This is a genomic window from Amycolatopsis rifamycinica, from assembly GCF_000695625.1.
GTDB lineage: Bacteria > Actinomycetota > Actinomycetes > Mycobacteriales > Pseudonocardiaceae > Amycolatopsis > Amycolatopsis rifamycinica.
On the sequence record NZ_JMQI01000083.1, the window covers coordinates 25,411 to 42,590 of the forward strand.

At 70.2% G+C, this 17,180-nt stretch carries 14 protein-coding genes; 4 read left to right on the top strand and 10 right to left on the bottom strand.

Annotated elements, in window-relative coordinates:
- Positions 1 to 160: 160 nt before the first annotated feature.
- The gene (locus tag DV20_RS41350; protein WP_200876611.1) at positions 161 to 787 is read left to right on the top strand and encodes an alpha-ketoglutarate-dependent dioxygenase AlkB family protein; all 627 of its coding nucleotides are present in this window, start codon (positions 161 to 163) and stop codon (positions 785 to 787) included.
- 204 nt (positions 788 to 991) lie between these two features.
- Here DV20_RS41350 and DV20_RS41355 read toward each other — a convergent pair whose 3' ends face one another.
- From DV20_RS41355 to DV20_RS41375, 5 genes are read right to left on the bottom strand one after another with little or no spacing between them, the layout of a single operon-like run.
- The gene (locus DV20_RS41355; protein ID WP_043789198.1) at positions 992 to 1,828 is read right to left on the bottom strand and encodes a 5-oxoprolinase subunit C family protein; all 837 of its coding nucleotides are present in this window, start codon (positions 1,826 to 1,828) and stop codon (positions 992 to 994) included.
- Entirely contained in the window at positions 1,825 to 2,436 is a 612-nt protein-coding gene (locus DV20_RS41360) for a 5-oxoprolinase subunit B family protein (RefSeq protein ID WP_043789202.1), read from the bottom strand. Before DV20_RS41360 ends, DV20_RS41355 begins: the two co-directional genes overlap by 4 nt.
- Entirely contained in the window at positions 2,433 to 3,182 is a 750-nt protein-coding gene (locus DV20_RS41365; protein ID WP_043789205.1) for a LamB/YcsF family protein, read from the bottom strand. Before DV20_RS41365 ends, DV20_RS41360 begins: the two co-directional genes overlap by 4 nt.
- Before the next feature lies 1 nt (position 3,183).
- The gene (locus DV20_RS41370) at positions 3,184 to 3,978 is read right to left on the bottom strand and encodes a putative hydro-lyase (protein ID WP_043789207.1); all 795 of its coding nucleotides are present in this window, start codon (positions 3,976 to 3,978) and stop codon (positions 3,184 to 3,186) included.
- Positions 3,979 to 3,988: 10 nt separating this feature from the next.
- Positions 3,989 to 5,230 carry an MFS transporter gene (locus tag DV20_RS41375; protein WP_043789209.1) on the bottom strand — a complete coding sequence of 414 codons (1,242 nt, stop codon included), beginning with the start codon at positions 5,228 to 5,230 and terminating at the stop codon, positions 3,989 to 3,991.
- Between the two features lie 117 nt (positions 5,231 to 5,347).
- On the opposite strand from DV20_RS41375, the gene DV20_RS41380 reads away from it, so the two are divergent.
- Positions 5,348 to 6,070, top strand: coding sequence for a GntR family transcriptional regulator (locus DV20_RS41380; protein ID WP_043789211.1), 723 nt, complete (start codon positions 5,348 to 5,350; stop codon positions 6,068 to 6,070).
- Between the two features lie 292 nt (positions 6,071 to 6,362).
- Here DV20_RS41380 and DV20_RS41385 read toward each other — a convergent pair whose 3' ends face one another.
- The 5 genes from DV20_RS41385 to DV20_RS41405 all read right to left on the bottom strand — a co-directional run bounded on the left by DV20_RS41385 (position 6,363) and on the right by DV20_RS41405 (position 13,982).
- The gene (locus DV20_RS41385) at positions 6,363 to 7,718 is read right to left on the bottom strand and encodes a chitinase (RefSeq protein WP_043789213.1); all 1,356 of its coding nucleotides are present in this window, start codon (positions 7,716 to 7,718) and stop codon (positions 6,363 to 6,365) included.
- Complete coding sequence (locus DV20_RS41390; protein ID WP_043789215.1) at positions 7,715 to 9,568, bottom strand: ricin-type beta-trefoil lectin domain protein; 1,854 nt, start codon at positions 9,566 to 9,568, stop codon at positions 7,715 to 7,717. Before DV20_RS41390 ends, DV20_RS41385 begins: the two co-directional genes overlap by 4 nt.
- Complete coding sequence (locus DV20_RS41395; protein ID WP_235191154.1) at positions 9,565 to 10,632, bottom strand: glycoside hydrolase family 75 protein; 1,068 nt, start codon at positions 10,630 to 10,632, stop codon at positions 9,565 to 9,567. The genes DV20_RS41390 and DV20_RS41395 overlap by 4 nt, the downstream gene beginning before the upstream one ends.
- A 75-nt stretch (positions 10,633 to 10,707) precedes the next feature.
- A complete protein-coding gene (locus DV20_RS41400) occupies positions 10,708 to 11,919 on the bottom strand; it encodes a glycoside hydrolase family 16 protein (RefSeq protein WP_043789468.1) in 1,212 nt (403 codons plus the stop codon).
- An 827-nt stretch (positions 11,920 to 12,746) separates the two neighbouring features.
- Positions 12,747 to 13,982, bottom strand: a complete 1,236-nt coding sequence (locus DV20_RS41405) for an ROK family transcriptional regulator (RefSeq protein ID WP_043789218.1) — start codon at positions 13,980 to 13,982, stop codon at positions 12,747 to 12,749.
- A gap of 133 nt (positions 13,983 to 14,115) precedes the next feature.
- Between DV20_RS41405 and DV20_RS41410 the strand changes: the two genes are divergently transcribed.
- Both DV20_RS41410 and DV20_RS41415 read left to right on the top strand, forming a co-directional pair.
- Complete coding sequence (locus DV20_RS41410; protein ID WP_043789221.1) at positions 14,116 to 15,303, top strand: ROK family protein; 1,188 nt, start codon at positions 14,116 to 14,118, stop codon at positions 15,301 to 15,303.
- A gap of 205 nt (positions 15,304 to 15,508) precedes the next feature.
- Positions 15,509 to 17,179, top strand: a complete 1,671-nt coding sequence (locus DV20_RS41415; RefSeq protein WP_043789225.1) for an ABC transporter substrate-binding protein — start codon at positions 15,509 to 15,511, stop codon at positions 17,177 to 17,179.
- Position 17,180: the final 1 nt, after the last annotated feature.

Here is a 17,180-nt window from a genome sequence, read left to right on the forward strand (position 1 = left end):
CCCAACGGGAGGGAATGCGGCCGCAGGACCGTCCCGCTGGTCCGTTGGGACGGCTCCTGTGGCTGTCCGCCGCCGCGGGCGTCACGTTCCGCGGTCATCGCGTGGTGCCTTCGACGATCACCGTCCGTGTGCGGCGGGAGTCTCCGGCACAATCGAGGTGATGGACGCCCTCCTGCCTCGCCCGCGCGCCGAGCTCGCGCCCGGAGCGGTGCACCTGCCGGACTGGCTCGGCTTCGACGAGCAGCGCGAGCTGGTCGCGGCCTGCCGCGGCTGGTCCGGTTACCGCCACACCCGGCTGCCGAACGGCGGCGTGATGTCGGTGAAGTCGGTCTGCCTCGGCTGGCACTGGTACCCGTACGGCTACTCGCGCACGACCGGCGAGGGAACGCCGGTCCTGCCCTTCCCGGACTGGCTCGGCGACCTCGGCCGCCGTGCGCTGGCGGCCGCGTACGGCAGGCCGGCCGAGGGATACGCGCCGGACATCGCACTGGTGAACTTCTACGACGCCACCGCGAAAATGGGGCTGCACCAGGACAAGGACGAGCGCAGCCTGGAACCGGTGGTGTCGTTCAGCCTCGGCGACGCCTGCGTGTTCCGCTTCGGCAACACCGAAACCCGCGGCCGGCCGTACACCGACGTCGAGCTGCGGTCGGGTGACGTGTTCGTGTTCGGCGGCCCGTCCCGGCTCGCCTACCACGGCGTGCCGAGGACGCTGCCGGGCACGGCGGACCCGGCCCTGGGCCTCGACGGGCGGCTGAACATCACGCTGCGGGTGTCCGGGCTCTAGTCCTCTGTGGACTCTTTTCCGGCACCACGATGAATTCGAGGTCGTGACGGCCGGCGACGGCGTGGTGTTTTCGCTGCTCATGGCCGTCTGGATGTGCCCCTGGCGCTGGCGTTCCTGTCGGTCGCCGCGCCGCGCCGCGCCGCGGCCGGTGGCGGCCCATGTCTGAGCCGCGGCCTGGGCGGCGTGGCTCGCGATCGGGGTCACTCACGACGCGGGACGGAAGCGCACTGTCTGACCCGGCCGCAGCTGGGCCGCCAGGTCGAGGTCGTCCTCCTCGACGACGGCGATCACCGGGTAGCCGCCGGTCGTCGGGTGGTCGGCGTGGAACAGGATCGGGCGGCCCGACGGCGGCACCTGCAGCGATCCCGGCACGCACGCCTCCGACGGCAGCTCGTCGTGCCGCGCCCGGGCCAGTGCCGGCCCGGTCAGCCGGATGCCGACCCGGTCGGAGTCCGGGGACACCGTGTACACAGTGGACAACAGCTCGGCCGGCGCGGCGAACCAGTCGCGACGCGGTCCCGGCGTCACGCGCAACACCGGTTCCGCCGGCAACGCCGCCCGTGGCGCGAGGTCCACCACCGGGAACGCGCGCGGGGCCGGGCCGATCGGCAGCAGCATCCCGGCCGTCACCGGCGGCGGCCCCAGCTTCCCGAGCGTGTCCGTCGCCCGGGAACCGAGCACCGGCGGCACGTCGATCCCGCCGCGCACGGCCACGTAACACCGCAGCCCCGACACCGCTGTGCCCAGCGACAGCTCCTCGCCGGGCCACAACGTGATCGGCCCGTCCGGGCCGCCCTTCGACAGCGGGCAGGCCGCCCCGGTGACCGCCACCGTCGTCAAGCCCGTCGCGCGCAGCACCAGCCCGCCGAGCGTGACCTCCAGGGCCGCCGCTCCCTCCGGGTTCCCGACGAGCCGGTTGGCCAGCCGGAACGACGCGCGGTCGGCGGCGCCGGAGCGGCCGACGCCGAGCGCCGCGTGCCCCGGGCGGCCGAGGTCCTGCACGGTCGTCGCGAATCCGGGCCGGACCACTTCGAGCTTCACGACGGCACCGCCGTGAACCGGACCCGGGTGCCCGGCGGCAGCAGGTTCGGCGGGTCGCGCTCGACGTCCCACACCGGCACGTCCGTCCGGCCCAGCAACCGCCAGCCACCCGGGGACGCGCTCGGGTAGACCGCGCTGTACTCGCCGGCGATCGCCACCGAACCCGCCGGGATGCGGGTGCGCGGCGAAGACCGCCGGGGCACGTGCAGCGCGGGGTCCGACCCGGTCAGGTAGGCGAATCCCGGCGCGAACCCGCAGAACGCCGAAACGTAGGTGCCCGCGGTGTGCCGCGCGACCAGCGCCGGCACGCTCAGCCCCGTCTCCGCGGCGACGTCGGCCAGGTCTTCGCCGTCGTACACCACCGGGATCACCACCTCACCCGCGTCCGCCACCACCCTGTCCACAGGGGACACTTGACGCAGCAGCGCGCCAAGCCGTTCCGCGTTCGTCACCGACGGGTCGAAGCGCACCAGCAGGGTCCGCGCCGCCGGGACGAGTTCGACCACCCCGTCCGGCGGCGACTGCGTCAGTGCCGCCTGGAAACCCAGCACGTCGTCCAGTTCCACCAGCACCGCGCGGCGCCCGCACGGCAGCAGCCGGACCGTCATCCGGTGAACGCGCCGAGCTGGATGCCCGCCTCGGTCAGCGCCGCCTCGATCCGGCGGGCCAGCTCCACCGCGCCCGGCGTGTCCCCGTGCACGCACAGGGAATCCGGGCGCACGTCGAGCTTGGTGCCCGCCTCCGTCACGATGCCGCCGGTCGCCATGCCGACCGCGCGCTCGGCCACCAGGTCGGCGTCGTGCAGGACCGCGCCCGGCTGCTTGCGCGACACGAGCTTGCCGTCGGCGGTGTACGCCCGGTCCGCGAACGCCTCCGCGTAGGCGACGACGCCCGCTTTCTCCGCCTCGCGCTGCATTTCCGAGTCCGGCAGGCACAGCAGCGCCAGGGCGGGGTCGTACCGGCGCAGACCCTCGACGATCGCCGCCGCCTGCTCGGTGGACACCGCCGCGGTGTTGTACAACGCGCCGTGCGGCTTCACGTACGTCACGCGGCTGCCCGCCGCGCGCGCGAACGCGTCGAGCGCGCCGATCTGGTAGAGGACTTCGTCGGCCAGCTCGTCCGGTGCGATGTCGAGCGCGCGCCTGCCGAAGCCGGCCAGGTCGCGGTAGCCGACGTGCGCGCCGATCGCGACGCCGCGTCCGGCCGCCAGCTCGCACACCCGCCGCATCACCGACGGGTCGCCGGCGTGGAAGCCGCACGCGATGTTCGCGCTGGTCACGATGTCGAGCATGGCTTCGTCGTCGCCCATCTTCCAGGCGCCGAAGCCCTCGCCGAGATCGCTGTTCAGATCCATTTCAGCCCACCCGGTATTCGCTGTCGTACCGATCGGTGATGAACATGTACCCCGGTGCGTGGGTGATCGCAAAGGGGGGCCGCGACGCCATCAGCGCCGCCTGCGGGGTGACCCCGCAGGCCCAGAACACCGGGACGTCACCCGGCTCGGCGTCCACCGGATCGCCGAAGTCCGGCCGGGCGAGGTCCTCGATGCCCAGCTCGCCCGGGTCGCCGATGTGCACCGGGCCGCCGTGCACGGCGGGCATCGCGCGGGTGATCCGGATGGCGTCGGCGACGCGGTCCTCCGGGATCTGCCGCATCGACACCACCAGCGGGCCGAACAGCCGGCCGGCGGGCTCGCACGGCCGGTTCGTCACGTACATGGCGACGTTGCGGCCCTGGTCGACGTGCCGCAGCGGGACGCCCTCGGCGGCCAGTGCCGTCTCGAACGTGAAGCTGCAGCCGAGGGAGAACGCGACCATGTCACTGCGCCACAGGCCGGTCGCGTCCGAGACCTCGCCGGCGAGCACGCCGTTCTGCCAGATCCGGTAGCGCGGCAGGTCGGTGCGCAGGTCGGCGTCCTCGGCGAGCCGGGTGGCCGGGTCGCCGGGGTCGGTGACGTCGAGCACCGGGCACGCCTGCGGGTTCCGGGTGCAGAACAGCAGGACGTCGTAGGCCCAGTCCTCGGGCACGGCGATCAGGTTGGTCTGGGTGAAGCCGGTGGCCCAGCCCGTCGTGGGGTGGGCGATGCCGGTGCGGAACGCCGCCCGGGCCTGCGCCGGCGTGTACGTGGCCGGCTGGTCGAAGGTCGTCATGAGTTCCCCCTCAGTCGACGAGTTCGATACCGCGGGTTTCCGGAAGGCCGAGCAGGGCCAGCACGGCGATGCCGTACCCGATCGCGCCGAACACGATCGCGCCGCCCGCGCCGAGGTAGCCCACGATGGTCGGGAAGATGGCCCCCACCGCGCGGCCGAAGTTGTACGTGAAGCCCTGCCCGGTGCCGCGCAGCGCGGTCGGGTACAGCTCGGCGAGGAACGCCCCGAAGCCGCTGAAGATCGCGGACATCGAGAAGCCGAGCGGGAAGCCCAGCACCAGGATCAGCCCGTTGGCGCCCTTCGGGATCTGCGTGTACGCGACGATCAGCACGGCGGACAGGATCGCGAACGTCATGAAGGTCTTCTTGCGTCCGAGCAGGTCGGTCAGGTAGCCGCCGCAGACGTAGCCGACGAAGGCGCCGCTGATGAGGAAGACGAGGTAGCCGCCGGTGCCGATCACGGTCAGCTCGCGCGTCTTCTTCAGGTAGGACGGCAGCCAGGTGTTGATCGCGTAGTACCCGCCCTGGACGCCGGTGGCCAGCAAGGACGCGAAGAAGGTGGTCCGCAGCAGGCCGCCCCGGAAGATCCGGCCGAGCGAGCCGCGGGTGCGTTCGGTGGCCCGGCGCTCCTCCGCGCGCGGGGCGTCCTGCACGCTGCGGCGGACCCACAGCACGAGCAGCGCCGGGATGACGCCGGTCCAGAACATGATCCGCCAGGCCACGTCGTCGCTCGCGAAGCTGAAGACGATCGTGTAGACGATCACCGAGAGGCCCCAGCCGACGGCCCACGCGCTCTGCACGAACGCCACGGTCCGGCCGCGGTACTTCGCCTGCGAGTACTCGGCGACCAGCGCGGCGCCCGCGGCCCACTCGCCGCCGAAGCCCAGGCCCTGCAGCGCGCGGAAGACCAGCAGCGTTTCGAAGTTGGGCGCGAAGCCGCAGAGCACGGTGAAGATCGTGTACATCGCGATGGTGATCTGCAGCGTCCGCACGCGGCCGATGCGGTCGGCGAGGATGCCGGCGCCGATGCCGCCGATGGCCGACACGACCAGCGTCGTCGTGCTGAGCAGCCCGGCTTCGCCGCTCGAGATGCCGAAGAACGCGGTGATCGCGGCCAGGCCGAGCGGCAGGGTCTGGTAGTCGAACGAGTCGAGGCCGTACCCGCCGAACGCCCCCAGGAAGGCGCGGCGTCCGCGTTTTCCGAGCGTGCGGAACCAGTCGAACGGCCGGGCCTCGGTAGCTGTGGCAGTCATGGGGCACCTCCTGGCCAGTGTCTCTCATCGTGGCGTGCCTCACACGATAAGGATTGTTGAACAATTCCACAAGACTCCGCTCGGATCGTTCTTTCCGTCCCGGGTACCCTCGGTGATGTGGTCATCGAAGACAGCGGCGTCACGGGCCTCGAAGCCGATCGCGGCCTCGTCACGCGCCAGAGCACGGCCGAGCGGGTCGCCGGCGTCCTCCGCAAACGCATCGCGGAGGGGTTCTTCCTGCCCGGCGGCCGGCTGTCGGAGCAGGACATCGGCAACGCGCTCGGCGTCTCCCGCAACACCCTGCGCGAAGCGTTCCGGCTGCTCACGCACGAACGGCTGCTCGCCCACGAGCTCAACCGCGGGGTCTTCGTCCGCATCCCGAGCGTCGAGGACGTCGTCGACATCTACCGGGTGCGCAAGATCATCGAGTGTGCCGCGGTCCGCGGGCTGAAGGCCAAGCCGGCGTCCTTCGCGCGGATCAAGGAGAAGGTCGACATCGGCGACGAGGCCGCGCGCACCGGCAACTGGAAGGACCTCGGCACCGCGAACGTCTGGTTCCACCAGGAGCTCGCCGCGCTGTCCGGCAGCGAGCGGGTGAACGAGCTGGTCGGCAGGCTGACCGCCGAGCTGCGGCTGGTGTTCCACATCATGGCCGAGCCGCGGCGCTTCCACGAGCGCTACCTGCCGCGCAACCACGAAATCCTGGACCGCATCGAGGCCGGCGACGGCCCGGGCGCGGAGCAGCTGCTGCTGAAGTATCTCGACGACGCCGAAGAACAGCTGGTCGGCGCGTACGCCGAACGGGCCGAGGCGGCCCGCGCGGCCATCGCGGCGGAGTGACCGAAACGCCCCGAGCTGGTCTTCGGTGCGAAGGCCGCCTTGGGGCGTTCGGGCAGGGTTGAGCGTCCGGACGGTCCGAGCACCAGCCGTGCGCGACACCCGGTCGATAACCTCGGAGGCGGTTCCGCCGCCGGAGTACCCCCAGCGGCCGCGGGACCCCACGCTGCCGGGTCGCCGCTTCCCCAGGGCCGCGGCCCGGCAGCCCTTTCACCGCGAAGCCGGGAATGGCCCGTTCACGGCCTTCAACGCCGTGAACGGGCCATTCCGGAGCTTCGCGCCGCGAGCGGCCGGGTCAGCCGGCGTAGCGGGCGAAGATCCTCGTGAAGTCCCAGGCCTGCTGGGAGACGCCGGAACAGGTGTCGTTGTTCGGGTAGCCGCCGGGGCACGGGCGGTCGCGGTTCGCCGACCAGAACGTCAACCGGGCCAGGTGGTGGGAGTTCGCGTAGCCCAGGATGGTGGTGAAGTCGTTGAGCGTGACCGTCTCGCTGTCGTCGGTGGTGCCGTTCATCGACGAGATGCCCATGTGCCGGTAGGCCGTGTCGTCGTCGTAGCCGTACGCGCTCTTGACGACGTTCTTGAGGCCCTCGGCCGCCCGCAGCGTCAACGTGCCCATGTTCTGGCCCGCGCCGCCGAAGTCGAACGGCATGATCACCCAGCCGTCGACCGTGAGACCGGACTGCGCCGCCCGGTTCACCAGGCTGTTGTCGGGGCCCGACTGGCCGGTGCCGAAGGTGACGTACAGCTTGATGCCGGGGTTGTTCGCCCGGACCGTCTTCAGCGCGTCGACCGTGCGCTGCTGCACCGTCGGGTTGCTGTAGGCGTCGGCCTCGATGTCGATGTCGATCGCCTTGAGGCCGTAGGCGTTGATCACCTTCTGGTAGCCGGCCGCCAGCTCGGCCGCGCTGCCGCACGAGGATTCCAGCTTGTTGCCGGAGTAGCCGCCGAACGACGGGATCACGTCGCCACCGCCCGCGCGGACCGTGGCGATGGTGTTCTGGTCGACGCCGCCGGTGAGGGCCCGGGCGCCGTCCCACTGCGGGTTGCAGTAGCCGTTGGACAGGATGAAGGCCAGCGTGAACCACTTGACGCCGGTGGCGTTCTGGATCGTCGCCGGGTTCGGCGGGTCACCCCAGCCGTTGTAGAGGTACGGCGCCACGGCCATCACGCCCGGGCCGGGCGGTGTCGTGGTCCCGCCCGGGAGCGTCCACTGCTGGTTGGCTGTGCTCGCGCACGTCCAGATCTGCAGCCGCGTCCCGTTGGCACTGGAGTTGCCGGTGGCGTCGAGGCACTTGCCGGACCCGGTGTTGACCAGGTTCTTCGCCGCGTTCGCCGTCCACTTCTGGGCGTTGGAGCCGTTGCAGTCCCACAGCTGGACCTGCGTGCCGTTCGCCGTGCCCGCACCCGTGACGTCCAGGCACTTGCCCAGCGCCTGCAGGGTTCCGTCGCTGCCGACCGTCCACTGCTGAGCATTGCTGCCGTTGCAGTCGTAGAGCTGGACGGCGGTGCCGTTGGCGCTGCTCGCCCCGGCGACGTCGACGCACTTGCCGGCGATGCCGGTGATCGGCCCGGTCGCCGCCTGCGCCACCCCCGGGGCGAGCACCATCGCCGACGCGGCGACGAGCGCGCCCCATGCTGCCGTCTTCCTCATGCGGGAACGCTCCACTTCTGGTTGGCCGCACCGGTGCAGGTCCAGATCTGCAGGCGGGTGCCGTTGGCGCTGGAGTTGCCGGTCGCGTCGACGCACTTGTTCGACCCCGCGCCGACGATGTCGCGGGCCGCGGTGGCCGCCCACTTCTGGTTGGCCGTGCCACCGCAGTCCCAGAGCTGGAGCTGCGCTCCGTCCGCGGTGGACTGTCCGGTGACGTCGAGGCACTTGCCGAGTGCCTTCAGGGTTCCGTCGCTGCCGACTGTCCACTGTTGAGCGTTGCTGCCGTTGCAGTCGTAGAGCTGAACGGCGGTGCCGTTGGCGCTGCTCGCCCCGGCGACGTCGACGCACTTGCCGCCCAGGCCGGTGATCGGGCCGGTCTTGCCGGTGGTGCCGCCGCTGCCCTGGGTGCCGTTCCAGGTGAACGTCGCCGACGTGTGGCCGGGCAGGGTGTAGGTGAAGGAGGAGTTGCCCCAGTTCACCCGGACGCTCTGGTTCCCGGTGCTCGAGTTGTACGCGATCAGCGCCTTCGAGCCGTCCGGGTTCTTCCAGGCGACGTTGCGGACGGTCGAGTTGTCGTTCGAGTCGATCCGGTAGGCGCCCGGCTTCACGAACTTCGTCAGGTGGCCCATCGTGTAGTACTCGACGGTGTAGTCGACCTGCCCGCTGCGCGAGTCTCCGTTGTGGACGGTGATCAGACCGGTGCAGGTGCCGCAGCCGCCGTTGTGCGGGCCCATGTTCTGGTCGACGCCGAGGCTCCACTTGACGAAGCTCTTCGACCAGTTCCGGGTGTAGTCGACGATGTTGTTCATGTCCTCGGCCTGCTGGTTCGAGATCCAGGTACCGCCGGAGTGCTCGGTCGAGTAGGCGTTGACGTTCGGGTACTGGTTGTGCGTGGTCGTCTGCTGGGCGATGTCGCCGCCGTAGCCGTGCCAGGCGACGCCACCGAAGTTCGGGTGGTTGCGGATCGCCGGATCGTCCATCGTGGGCGCGCCGTACGAGGCGTAGGTGTCCCAGTTCCAGTCGAGGGCGAGGACCTTGGTGGACAGTCCGGCGCCCTGCAGCGCGGGCAGCAGGTTGTTCTTCGCGAAGTAGGCCAGTCCCGCGCCGTTCCAGTTGGTCGACGGGTAGCTCGCGCAGCACGTCGGCTCGTTCTGCATCGAGACGTAGTCGATCGGCACGCCCGCGGCCTGGTAGGCCTGGAGGTACTTGACGAAGTACTGCGCGTAGGCCGGGTAGTACTGCGATTCGACCCAGCCCAGCAGGTAGCTGTCGTTGTCCTTCATCCACGGCGGCGCGCTCCACGGCGACGCCATCACCTTGGCCTGCGGGTTGAGCTGCTTGGCCTGCTTGGTCAGCGGCAGCACGTCGGCCTGGTCGTGGGCGATGGAGAAGTGCGTCAGGTTCGGGTCGGTCTGGCCGGCCGGCAAGTCGTCGAAGGTGTAGCTGTAGCGGGCCAGGTCGGACGCGCCGAGCGGGTTGCGGATGAAGCTGAGCCCGATGCCGGTGTTCGGGTCGAACAGCTTGCGCATGGTGTCGTCGCGGGTGGCGGGGGACAGCGCCCCGCTGGAGTTCAGCAGCCACGCCGCGGTGTCCGTAAAGGACGCTCCGCCGCCCTCGAACTGCTGGTAGGTCGTGTTTTCGTTGACGTTGATGGTGACACCACCGCTGCCGGTGCCGGCGGCGAACGTCACCGGCGTCTGCTGCTCGAGGCCGCGGGTGACCGTCCGGCCGCCGGAGTCGCTGGTCGTGGTGAGCCAGACGTTGACCGTCTCGCCGGCGGCCTGCGCAGGCGCGGCGAAGGTGGCTACGGCGAGCGCGGTCACGCTCGCCAGGGTGAGCAGCTTCTTCATGGGAGCGTCCACTTCTGATTCGCGCCGGACCCGCAGGTCCAGATCTGGAGCCGGGTGCCGTTGGCGCTGGAGTTGCCGGTCGCGTCGAGGCACTTGCCGGAGCCGGCGTTCACGAGGTTCTGCGACCCGTTGGCCGACCACTTCTGGGCGTTGCTGCCGTTGCAGTCCCACAGCTGGGTCTGCGTGCCGTTCGCCGTGCCCGCACTCGTGACGTCGAGGCACTTGCCGAGCGCCTTCACGGCCCCGTCGCTGCCGACTGTCCACTGTTGAGCGTTGGTGCCGTTGCAGTCGTACAGCTGGACGGCCGTGCCGTTGGCGTTGCTCGCCCCGGCGACGTCGACGCACTTGCCGCCGATACCGGTGATCTGCCCCGTGCGCTGCGTGGGCGGCGTGGTCGTGCCGCCCGCGAACTGCGTCGCGACCTGCTCGCCGAGACTGACCGCGGTGGCGTGGTTCTCGATCGGGTTGACGTGCGTGTTGGGGAACACGATGTACGTGACCGGGCCCTCGGTGCCGCCGGTCTTCGGGTCGGGGTTGATGCCGAGGCTGACGGCGGTGGCGTAGGAGGCCTCGCCGATGATGCTCGTCGGACCGGTGTCCCCGACGACGGCGTAGGTGACCTGGTTATTGTAGACGACCGCGACCACCGAGCCGCCGTCGATGCCGTGGTTGCGGTAGTCCCAAGTGGACGTCGGTTGCGGCAGGACGATGTAGGGCAGCTGTGCCGCGTTCAGCGGCTGGTCGGTGGAGGTGTGGAACGCGGTGTCGGGGTAGAAGCAGCAGTCGGTGTTCTCGTTGCACTGCGTGGTGCGCACGCCGTCGCAGTCGATGTCCATGTCGGCCGTGAAGAACACCGCGCCGTTGGCCTGGCAGACGGGGACGGTGGCCGCGCCGCCTTCGTCGAAGGAATACTTGCCGTTGGAGATCTGCTGGCAGTTCTGGGTCTTGGCGAGCAGCTGGCTCGCCGACGGACCCGCTTCGACCGCCGCCTGGGCCGAGCCGGTGGTGAGGAAAGAAAGCGCTAACAGGGCACACCCCATCAGCGCGACGACGATTCGCCGCACGGGGACTCCTAGGGAAACAGGTCATGAGTGGTAAGGCGGGTGCTGACCCGCCTTACCACTCGCGACGGTGTGGGGTCAGGGAGTGGTCCACTTCTGGTTGGCGCCGCCGGTGCAGGTCCAGATCTGCAGGCGGGTGCCGTTCGCGCTGGAGTTGCCGGTGGCGTCGAGGCACTTGTTGGCGTTGGGGTTCACGATGTCCTTCGCACCGGAAACGACCCATTGCTGCGCGCCGGTGCCGTTGCAGTCGTAGAGCTGGACCGCTGTCCCGTCCGCGGTGCCCGCACCGGAGACGTCCATGCACTTGCCGAGGGCGCGGATCGTGCCGTCGGTGCCGATGGTCCAGCTCTGCGCGGCGTTGCCGTTGCAGTCGGTGATCTGGATGGGCGTGCCGTTGGCGGAGTTGGCGCCGGCGACGTCGACGCACTTGCCGCCGATGCCGGTGATGGTGCCGGTCCGGCCGCCGCCGCTGCTCGAGGTGTTCGTGACGTGCACGTAGTCGACGACCAGCTGCTGCGGGAACTGCGTGCTGCTGTTGGGGTCGCCGGGCCAGTACCCGCCGACGGCGAGGTTGAGGATGAGGAAGAAGTTGTGGTCGTACACCCAGCGGTTGCCGTTCAGGTCCGACGGCGTGCGCGTCTGGTAGAGGTTGCCGTCGACGTACCACTTGATCTGGTTCGGCGCCCAGTCGATGGCGTAGGTGTGGAAGTCGTCGGAGAAGTTCGGGCCGTTGTAGGCCGCGCCGATGCCGCCGGAGCCGGAGTAGCCGGGGCCGTGGATGGTGCCGTGCACGGTGTTCGGTTCGAAGCCGACGTTCTCCATGACGTCGATTTCGCCGTCGGTGGGCCAGTTCCCGCCGCCGAGCATCCAGAACGCCGGCCACATGCCCTGCCCGCGCGGAAGTTTCATGCGCGTCTCGAAGTGGCCGTAGGCCTGGCTGAACTTGCCGGCGGTGTTGAGGCGCGCGGAGGTGTACTCGCAGCGGCCGTACCAGCAGTTGTAGTTGCCGGGGTTTTCCTTCTTGGCGGTGATGACGAGGTGGCCCTGGCCGTCGAGCTGGGCGTTGTTGGTGCCGGAGGTGTAGTACTGCCGCTCGTGGTTGTTGACGTTGTCGCCGGTTTCGAGCTGCCACTTCGACCCATCGACGGCGGCACCGGCGGCCCCGTTGAAGTCGTCGGTGAAGGTGGCGGCGGCTTCCGCCGGGGCCATCGTGAGGACCTGCTGCCCGAGGAGCAGCAGCGAGCAGGCGGCGAGGAGTGCCGCCCAGCGCTTCTTCTTGGAGGTGGACATCATTGTCGCCTCTCTCACCGTGGGGACGGCGTTCCGCGCGCAGCACGGAACGCGGGGAGGGGGAGAAGGCCGCGCATGCCGGGGCGGCGGCAGGCGTGGCCGTGCGTGTTCGCCGACACCCGTGCGACCTTGCCCGGGTGCCTTTGTTGTGCCTGGCAACAAAGTATGCATGGTCCAGACAAGCCGGGCAACAGTCGAGGCGGTCATTTTTTTCAACCCGAATTAAGGGTTGGTCGGTGGTGCCCCTGGGGGGTTGGGCAGGCTGGGCTTGGTCCGGGCTCGGCTCAGCTTGGGAACGGGCTCCGGTTGTGCGGTGGCGCCTTGTCCACAGGGAGGCGGTGATGTGGACAGGATGGCTCGGGGGTGTGCTGCCGGGGCCTTTTTGTCCGGGGGCGCCGATACGCTGGACCCGGGGGGCGCCCCCGCGGGCGGGGCGAAGGCGACCCGGCGAGAGACGACCCGGCAAGGGTGGCCCGGTGAAGGGCGACCCGGCTCGGCAACGGCCGCCCGGCGAAGGTGACCCGACGCAGCAACGGCCGCCCGGTGAAGGGCGACCCGACTCGGCAACGGCCGCGCGGCGAAGTGACCCGGCGAGGGCCGCCACCGAAGGGCACCCCGGCAAGGGTGGCCCGGTGAAGGGCGACCTGACTCGGCAACGGCCGCCCGGCGAAGGCGGCCCGACGCAGCAACGGCCGCCCAGCGAGAGGCGACCCGCCAAGGGCCCCCGGGGAAGACCGCCGCCCGGGAACCGCCGCCGCCCGGCGAACGGCCCCCCCGACGATCGCCCCTGCCGGAACCCCCGCCCGCAGAGGACGGCCGCCCGTGGGTCAGGCCGCGTCGGAGTCCGGGGCCCCCGGTTTGGCGATCCGCGACGTCGCCCCCTGCTCCAGCAGGTCCGCCACCGGCAGCGTCGCCGCCCCCGTGGCCACCGCGTCGAGGCCCAGCGACCCCAGCTGGATCGACGTCTGGCTGAACGGGTGCCTCAGCGCGTGCGCCCCCGCCGCCGCGCGGATGTTCGGCAGCAGCTGCTCGCCCAGGGCCAAGCCCGCCCAGCCGCCGATCACGATGCGCTCCGGGTTGAACAAGTTGATCAAGTTCGCGATGCCCGCGCCCAGGTAACCCGCCGTTTCGTCGAGGACCCGCGCGGCCGTCTTGGACTTGGGGGCCGCCGCCAGCAGCGCCGAGAACTGGGCCTGCTCGTCCTCGCCCGTGATGTCCTTGCCCCGTGCCCGGCGGTACCGGGCGAGGACCGCGCCCGCGCCGATGTACGCCTCCAGGCACCCGTGGGAACCGCAGCGGCACTCCTGACCGCCGTACGCGATCGTCGTGTGGCCCCACTCGCCCGCGCTGCTCGTCGAACCCCGGTACGTCGTTCCGTCCGTCACCACCGCAGCGCCCACGCCCGAGCCGATCAGCGCTATCACCGCGTGGCGGGCTCCGCGGCCCGCGCCGAACCACATCTCCGCCTGGCCCTGGGTCTTCGCGCCGTTGTCGACGAACAGCGGGAGAGCCACTCCGGCCTCCTCAAGCAGGGCCACGAGCGGCACCGCGTCCCAGCCGACCGTCGGGGCGTGGACCAGCACCCGCGCGCCCTGCTCGACCGTTCCCGGGACGCCGATGCCCACCCCGAGCACGCCCGATTCGTCGATGCCCGTGCTCGCGAACACCTCCCGCAGCCCGGACGTCACCTGCTCGACCGCGGTCGCCGGGTCCGGGGCCTTCGGGAGGGGGTGCTCGACCGTCGCCAGGCGGTTCATCGCCAGGTCGAACAGCTCGACCTTGACGCCCGTTTCGCCGATGTCGACGCCTGCGACGTGCCCGTACGCCGGGTCCACGCGCAGCAGCACCCGGGGGCGGCCGCCGTCCGACTCGACCTGGCCGGCTTCGGTGATCAGGCGTTCGTCGCCCAGTTCGGCGGTCACGTTGCTCACCGTGGCGGCACTCAATCCGGTGAGCTGGCTGAGTTCGTGCCTCGACAGCGGGCCGTCGAAGTACAGTTTCGACAGCAGCAGGGATCGGTTGTGCCGCCGCAGATCGCGGACGGTGGTGCGCTTGCTCGCCATGGGCAACCCATCTGAACTTCTTACCGGCTCACTGACAGGATGCCCGATCACCGTAAGTTGTGGCTATGTATTAAGTGGTGAACTAAGTCCCGAACCCATGGTGGCGGGGCCGCGGTCTGGCAGAATCCTCCCGGTGACCCAGGTGGTGCGCCAGACGACCCGTGACCTCAGGCGGCACAACCGCGCGGCACTGCTCTCCTCGCTCTACCTCCGCGGTCCCGTCAGCAGACTGGAACTGGTAGCTGAATCGGGACTGTCGGCCGCCACCGTTACCAACGTCGTCTCCGAGCTCATCGCGGACGACGTCGTCGCCGAGGCCGGATCGGTCGAATCGGACGGCGGGCGGCCGCGCACGCTGCTGGCGGTGCGCCCGGAGTTCGGGCACGTCGTGGGCGTGGACGTCAGCGAGACGCACGTCGAAGTCGGCCTCTTCGACTTCACGCTCGGCACCCTCGGGACCGTCCGCCACCCGCTGGTCGGCACCCGGCTCGACCCGGACGAAGTGGCCGGCCTGGTGCGCACCGGCATCGCCGAAGTGTTCGAGGGCGGCCAGCCGGACGCGGTGTTCGGCGTCGGCATCGGCGTGCCGGGTGCGGTCCGCGACGGCGGGATCGTGCACGCCCCCACCCTCGGCTGGCGCGGCGTGGACTTCGCCGAACTGATCCACCCGCACATCCAGGCGCCCCTCCACCTGGACAACCGGGCCCGCACCCTCGGGCAGGCCGAGGCCTGGCGCGGCGCCGGCCGCGGCGCCGAACGCGCCATCGTCGCCCTCCTCGGCGTCGGCGTCGGGGCGGCCGTCGCGACGGCCGGGCGCTCGCACCCCGGCATCACGACCAGCGAGTGGGGCCACACCGTCGTCAAGGCGGCCGGGGCGGCCTGCCGGTGCGGCTCCCACGGCTGCCTGGAGGCCTACGTCGGCACCGAGGCGGTCGTCCGCCGCTACGCCGATCAGGCCGGCAAGGAACCCGTCATCGGGGACGAAAGCGACGGCGAACTGGCGCGGATCGTCGCCGAAGCCCGTAACGGCGGCCCGGCCGCGGAGGTGCTCGCCGAAACCGGCGAGTACCTGGGCATCGGCATCGCGAACCTGATCAACCTGCTCAGCCCCGATCGGGTGGTGCTTTCCGGCTCGGCGGGGGCGATCATGGGACCGGCGATCCTGCCCGCGGTGCGCGACGCCGTGGGCCGGCACGCGCTCGGCTACCTGGCCGAGCGCACCGAGGTCGTCCTCGGCAGGCTCGGGCCCGAGGCCGTGGCCCTCGGCGCGGCGACCCTGCCGATCGCCGAATTGCTCGCCAACGGCGGCCGGACCGGCTGAAACCCTTGCCCCGCAAGGAGTAATTCGATCAACAGGTCCAGACCAGCTATTCTTTCAGCACTTAAACTTAGACACAAAAAGTTACCGCCGTGTTATTGACGTGACCCGAGTCACCCGAGTTGACTTCGGGACGTCGTTCGGTCGCCGGCGGTCGGGGCTCGCTACCAGTCGACAGCAAGCAGTCGTCGATGACCAGGAGGAACCGATGCGAGTCAAGCGCTCCATCGTCGCAGCGCTAGCAGCCATGATGGCCCTGGGTGGCCTGACCGCGTGCAGCGGCGGCAGCTCGAACGCCGCCCAGAGCAACCCGGACGCCGTGCTGAGCGTCGGCAAGCCGGACGGCCCGCAGGCGGAAAACAACAACCCGTTCCTGGAAACCTCCGCCCTGTCCAACATGGGCTACCGGTGGATGATCTACGAGCCCCTCGCCATGCACAACCGCGTCAAGCCGCAGGAGCCGGCGAAGCCGTGGCTGGCCACGAAGTGGGACTGGTCGGACAACTTCAAGAAGCTGGTCCTCACCATCCGTGACGGCGTCAAGTTCTCCGACGGCCAGCCGATGACCGCCGAAGACGTCGCCTACACCTTCCAGCTGCTGCGCGACAACAAGGCGCTGAACGTCGACGCCGTCCCGTACAAGGACATCACCGCGGCCGGCAACCAGGTCACCCTGGGCTTCGCCGGCTCGCAGTTCGTCAACCAGGTCAAGATCCTGCAGACGCTCGTCGTGCCGAAGCACGTCTGGAAGGACGTCAAGGACCCGGCGCTCGACCTGGTGAAGAACCCGATCGGCACCGGGCCGTACACGCTCAAGTCGGCCACCCCGCAGACGATGATCGTCACGCGGCGCGACAGCGGCTACTGGCAGGAAGCGCCGAAGGTCAAGGAGATCCGCTACACCTCCTACACCGACAACAACGCGCAGGTCAGCGCGCTGGTCAACGGCGCTTCCGAGTGGAGCTTCGTCTTCATCCCGAACTACAAGGCCGTCTACACCAACAAGAACCCGCAGCACTACAAGCTGTGGTTCCCCGCGCAGCTGGCGGTCCACGGTCTGTGGTTCAACACCGAGAAGGCGCCCTGGAACGACGCGAAGCTGCGCCAAGCCGTCAACAAGGTGATCAACCGCGAAGACATCTTCAACCAGGGCGAGGCCGGCTACTTCTACCCGAAGAACGACCAGGTCACCGGCATCCCGACACCGGCGGGCGACCCGTTCATCGCTCCGCAGTACAAGGGTCAGTCGGTCCAGGTCGACGTCCAGGGGGCAAAGTCGCTGCTGACGGGCGCGGGGTACAAGTTCACCGGCGACAAGCTGGCCGACCCGGGCGGCAAGCCGGTCACCATCAAGCTCACCGTGCCGTCGGGCTGGTCGGACTACATCACCGACCTGGAGATCATCAAGGACAACCTGGCGCAGATCGGCATCACCGCCACGGTCGAGAAGATGAACCAGGACGCGTGGATGAAGTCGGTCGACACCGGTGACTTCGAAGGCCTGATGCACTGGACCAACGACGGGCAGACGCCGTACGACATGTACCGCGACGTCATGGACGGCAACCGCTACAAGCCGACCGGCCAGGGCGGCATCAACGGCAACTACGGCCGCTACAAGAACGACGAGGCGACCAAGGCGCTCGAGACCTACGCGAACGCCGAGGACGACGCCGCCCGCACCGCGGCCATGGCGACGCTGCAGAAGATCATGATCGAGCAGCAGCCGATGATCCCCACGTCGGCGGCCAACTCCGGCGGCGAGTACAGCACGAAGAACTGGGTCGGCTGGCCGGACGACGCCAACCCGTACGCGCCGGCCCAGCCGACGCTGCGCAACGCGCTCGACATCGTCCTGCACCTCAAGCCCGCGGCCTGAG

Excerpts from the sequence above, each read along its gene's own strand:
- DV20_RS41365 (WP_043789205.1), bottom strand. The coding sequence starts at position 3,182 with ATGGATCTGAACAGCGATCTCGGCGAGGGCTTCGGCGCCTGGAAGATG.
- DV20_RS41415 (WP_043789225.1), top strand. The coding sequence starts at position 15,509 with ATGCGAGTCAAGCGCTCCATCGTCGCAGCGCTAGCAGCCATGATGGCC.
- DV20_RS41390 (WP_043789215.1), bottom strand. The coding sequence starts at position 9,568 with ATGAAGAAGCTGCTCACCCTGGCGAGCGTGACCGCGCTCGCCGTAGCC.
- DV20_RS41400 (WP_043789468.1), bottom strand. The coding sequence starts at position 11,919 with ATGTCCACCTCCAAGAAGAAGCGCTGGGCGGCACTCCTCGCCGCCTGC.
- DV20_RS41375 (WP_043789209.1), bottom strand. The coding sequence starts at position 5,230 with ATGACTGCCACAGCTACCGAGGCCCGGCCGTTCGACTGGTTCCGCACG.
- DV20_RS41385 (WP_043789213.1), bottom strand. The coding sequence starts at position 7,718 with ATGAGGAAGACGGCAGCATGGGGCGCGCTCGTCGCCGCGTCGGCGATG.
- DV20_RS41360 (WP_043789202.1), bottom strand. The coding sequence starts at position 2,436 with ATGACGGTCCGGCTGCTGCCGTGCGGGCGCCGCGCGGTGCTGGTGGAA.
- DV20_RS41350 (WP_200876611.1), top strand. The coding sequence starts at position 161 with ATGGACGCCCTCCTGCCTCGCCCGCGCGCCGAGCTCGCGCCCGGAGCG.
- DV20_RS41405 (WP_043789218.1), bottom strand. The coding sequence starts at position 13,982 with ATGGCGAGCAAGCGCACCACCGTCCGCGATCTGCGGCGGCACAACCGA.
- DV20_RS41370 (WP_043789207.1), bottom strand. The coding sequence starts at position 3,978 with ATGACGACCTTCGACCAGCCGGCCACGTACACGCCGGCGCAGGCCCGG.